The sequence below is a fragment of the Microbacterium sp. genome (genome assembly GCF_029263575.1).
GTDB lineage: Bacteria > Actinomycetota > Actinomycetes > Actinomycetales > Microbacteriaceae > Microbacterium.
Window position 1 is genome coordinate 1 of record NZ_JAJUFV010000230.1, and the last position, 3,362, is coordinate 3,362.

The 3,362-nt window shown below is 67.9% G+C and carries 5 protein-coding genes; 1 reads left to right on the forward strand and 4 read right to left on the reverse strand.

Annotated elements, in window-relative coordinates:
- Positions 1-6: 6 nt before the first annotated feature.
- A complete protein-coding gene (locus Q1J95_RS15335; RefSeq protein WP_300269219.1) occupies positions 7-453 on the reverse strand; it encodes a hypothetical protein in 447 nt (148 codons plus the stop codon).
- Positions 440-1,066 carry a sigma-70 family RNA polymerase sigma factor gene (locus Q1J95_RS15340; protein WP_300269223.1) on the reverse strand — a complete coding sequence of 209 codons (627 nt, stop codon included), beginning with the start codon at positions 1,064-1,066 and terminating at the stop codon, positions 440-442. The genes Q1J95_RS15335 and Q1J95_RS15340 overlap by 14 nt, the downstream gene beginning before the upstream one ends.
- 74 nt (positions 1,067-1,140) lie before the next feature.
- On the opposite strand from Q1J95_RS15340, the gene Q1J95_RS15345 reads away from it, so the two are divergent.
- The gene (locus Q1J95_RS15345; protein WP_300269225.1) at positions 1,141-1,359 is read left to right on the forward strand and encodes an SCO4848 family membrane protein; all 219 of its coding nucleotides are present in this window, start codon (positions 1,141-1,143) and stop codon (positions 1,357-1,359) included.
- Between the two features lie 81 nt (positions 1,360-1,440).
- Here the strand turns inward: Q1J95_RS15345 and Q1J95_RS15350 are convergent, their stop codons facing one another.
- Both Q1J95_RS15350 and Q1J95_RS15355 read right to left on the reverse strand, forming a co-directional pair.
- Positions 1,441-2,244 carry a MerR family transcriptional regulator gene (locus Q1J95_RS15350; protein WP_300269227.1) on the reverse strand — a complete coding sequence of 268 codons (804 nt, stop codon included), beginning with the start codon at positions 2,242-2,244 and terminating at the stop codon, positions 1,441-1,443.
- Between the two features lie 33 nt (positions 2,245-2,277).
- A partial coding sequence (locus Q1J95_RS15355; protein ID WP_300269229.1) for an MFS transporter occupies positions 2,278-3,362 on the reverse strand: 1,085 nt, incomplete at its 5' end.

Genomic DNA, 3,362 nt, shown 5'->3' on the forward strand with positions numbered 1-3,362 from the left:
CGGAACTCACACCTCGAACTGGGGCGTGAGCAGATCTCGGGTGTTCGGGCCGGTCACGAGCTGCACGCGGGCCAGGCCCGGTGGGATGTCGTCGAAGGCGAAACGGCCGAGCTCCCCCGGAGGCACGCTCCACGTTCGGTCGCCCTGCGAGAGCCGGATCTCGGTGGTCTCAGCGTCGACCCAGCCATCGATACGGCGCAGGTCGCGTGACGTATGACTGATGTGCAGCAGGATGCTCGACGTGCCGTCGCTGAACTGCAACGTCGTCGTCTCGGCGTCACTGCGAACGGGAACCCCAGCGGTCTCGACCGCGGTCAACAGGGCGTACTCGTGTGAGATGTCGGCGACGGCAATCGCCGCGATCATGCGGTCGGCCAGGTCAGTCGGCACCGGGTCGACGGCCTCGATCGCGCTGCGCACCCGGGCGAAGAGCGCGGCGTCAGGATCGTTCATGATCCCCTCCGTCGGTGCGGCCGAGCCCGGCCGAGGCGAGAGCTGTGCGCAGCTTGGCGAGGCACCGCTTGCGGGTCGGGCCGATGCTGCCGATCGGCATGTCGAGATCGGCGGCGATCTTCGCGTAGTCGGGGCGCTCGTCGAAGGCGACGACCCGCAGCAGTCGCTGGCAGCGTTCGGCGAGCGTCTGCACCGCAGCCCACAACCGGGATGATTCATCGGATGCCTCGACCTGCGCCTCGGTCGACTCCTGCGGCGGCAGCAGCTGTTCGAGGTGTTCGTCGGTGGTGGCATCCGCTCGTGCGTTGGTCTTGCCGACGCGCCAGGCCTCGCGGCGTGCGGTGACGGTGAGCCAGCTGAACACCGCGCGCGAATCGGTGATCGAATCGGCGCCGCGCACGAGCGCGAGCCAGGTCGACTGCACGACGTCTTCGGCGAGAGCGCGCTCCAGTCGGTACGCGCGCACGATGTGCCACAGCACCGGAGTCATCAGGCGCACCAGATCGTCGATGGCGCGCGAGTCGCCACCGCGCCACGCGGTGAAGTAGTCGGCGGCTCGCTCCCACCGTGGGGAACCATCGCTGACGGCGCCCTCGGGGGAGGCATCGGTCATGGTGCCCATTGTGCTCACAACTACCAGGAGCACGGCAAGGGGTTTCTGATACATGACGTCGTTACGATGAACGAGTGATCGCCCTCGCTGTTCTGCTCTTCGTCAATGCCGCCTTCAACGTCATCGTGTGGCCGCAGTTCTACAAGCGGGTCGCGCGGGATCCCCGGGCGAAGGATGCCGCGGGCAAGGCGACGACCTTCCTCAAGGTGCACGCGGTTCTGATCGCGATCGCGCTGGTGCTCGCGCTGGTCTCGGTGCTCGCAGGCATCGCCGCGTTGGTCGGAGCACTGTAGCCGCGAGCCTGCATTGTGCGGACGAGACGCACGGGATTCCCCGCAGATTCGTCCGCACAATGCAGGCCCATCGATGCTCAGTCAGGCGTGAGTGACCGGCTGCTGCAGCTCGGTGACCCAGTCGGACTGGTCGTCGGATTCTGCGCGGACGTAGAGTTCGCGGCACGCGCCTGACGGCACGAACCCGCGCGCGATGATTTCGGTGTGGATCGCCTGCCAGCTGTCGGCGATTCCGGCCATCGAACCCAGGTGCACGCCGCAGACCGCCGTGTCGACGGCGGGCAACTCGACGATCTCGAAGCCGTCGAAGGCCTCGCCGCCGTACTCGTAGCCGATGACGATCGACAGGCCGTCTTCGATCGTTTCGTACTGGGCGACGGGAGTGTCGAGCGCTCCGCGTTCGCTGCCGATGATCCCGGTGATCGCGTCGAACGCGGGTCCGACGACCCCGGCGACTTCGGGCTGCGAGGCCACGACAGCGCGGCGCGCCGCCAGGCGGAGCGCAGGCAGGGGCTTTTCGATGATCTCGATCTGGGACATGTGATTCTCGCTTTCAATGAGGTGGAGCCGCCTTTCCACGTCGACGAGTCGCGCGGCCGCAACGCGGTGCTCTTGTTCGACCTCCGCGCGCCGGATGTGCAGCAGGGCGCTGATGCGCTCGGCATCCACTCCCTGCTCCAGTACGAGCGCGATGTCATCGAGGCCGAAGCCCAACTGACGGAGGGCGACGATCCGGTGCAGCTTCGCCAGCTGCGAGGGATCGTACGAGCGGTAGCCGCTGAACTCGTCCACGTGGGCGGGCACGAGGAGTCCGGCGGTGTCCCAATGCCGCAGCATCCGATGGGTCACCTGGCCGATCTGCGCGAACGCTCCGATGGACAACATGTCTCAGTTCTCCCGTCTCACACGGTGTCAGAGTCAAGTATCGCGCGCATGCACCTCGAACTGTCGGGCGTGGGCGGCCCATTCCGACTCGACCGGCAGTGCCCGCAACGCACGGTTGCTGAAAGCGAGGAGCACCGCGATCGCGCACAGCACGGCCGCGGCGACGAGTGTCAGGTCACGCCCGACGAGCGAGAGCCCGAAGCCCGCGATGATGGGCGCGAGCGGCATAGCGCCCATTCCGAGCACGGCGCTCGCGCTGTTGGCGCGGCCGAGCAGCTCGGTCGGCGTTGCGACCATGAAGTAGCCCATGAGTGCGGCATTGACGGTGGGAACGAAGAGCACGAGCGCGCCGAGCACGAATACCAGCGCGATCGGGTCGTGCACGGGAATCAGCACGAACACGCCCAGCGTCGCCACGGCGAGCCCGCCGATGATCGCGACGCCCGAGCGCACCCGCGAGACCAGCAGCGGTGCGACGAGCGCGCCCAGCAGCATCGAGATGCCGGCGCCCGTCGCGAGCAGGCCGATGGTCAGAGGCGTCTCGCCGTTCTGCTGGAGCGCGTAGATGATGGTCGTCAGCGCGGTCGCGAAGCCCAGATTGATGATGGTCGCGACGAACAGCACACCGCGCAGGTCGGGGCGCGAGAGCAGCCACCGGAATCCTTCGATGATCTCTCGGACGGCGTTGGGCCGGCTCGCGGTGCGAGCGGCCGCGAACATTCCGACCTCGGATGCCGCGGCATCCGTCTCGCCCGAGATTTGCCTTGAGCCGGATGCCGAGCCTGCGGCGCCGCGCACGACGGAGCGTTGCAGCATCCATGCCGTCACCATCGCGAGGAGGTGGCACAGGGCCATGACGGCGCCGATCAGCCATGCACCGACGGCCAAGAGCACTCCACCGAGCGGGCCACCGGCGAGGTCGAGCACCGCGTTTCGGCCCTGGTTGGCAGCCTGTGCACGGCCCATCGCGTCGTCGGGAACGATCTCCTTCAGGGCGCTCTCACCGGCCATGTCGAAGAGACCGGTGCGGGCGGCGAGCAGCACCTCGGCCACCAGCAGCGTCGCGAAGGTGAGGGCATCGCCCAGGGCGAGCAGCATGAAGCCCGCCGCGAGCACCG

What these genes read in the sequence shown, in the direction of transcription:
- Q1J95_RS15350 (WP_300269227.1), bottom strand. Translation starts at nt 2,244, where the DNA reads ATGTTGTCCATCGGAGCGTTCGCGCAGATCGGCCAGGTGACCCATCGG.
- Q1J95_RS15340 (WP_300269223.1), bottom strand. Translation starts at nt 1,066, where the DNA reads ATGACCGATGCCTCCCCCGAGGGCGCCGTCAGCGATGGTTCCCCACGG.
- Q1J95_RS15335 (WP_300269219.1), bottom strand. Translation starts at nt 453, where the DNA reads ATGAACGATCCTGACGCCGCGCTCTTCGCCCGGGTGCGCAGCGCGATC.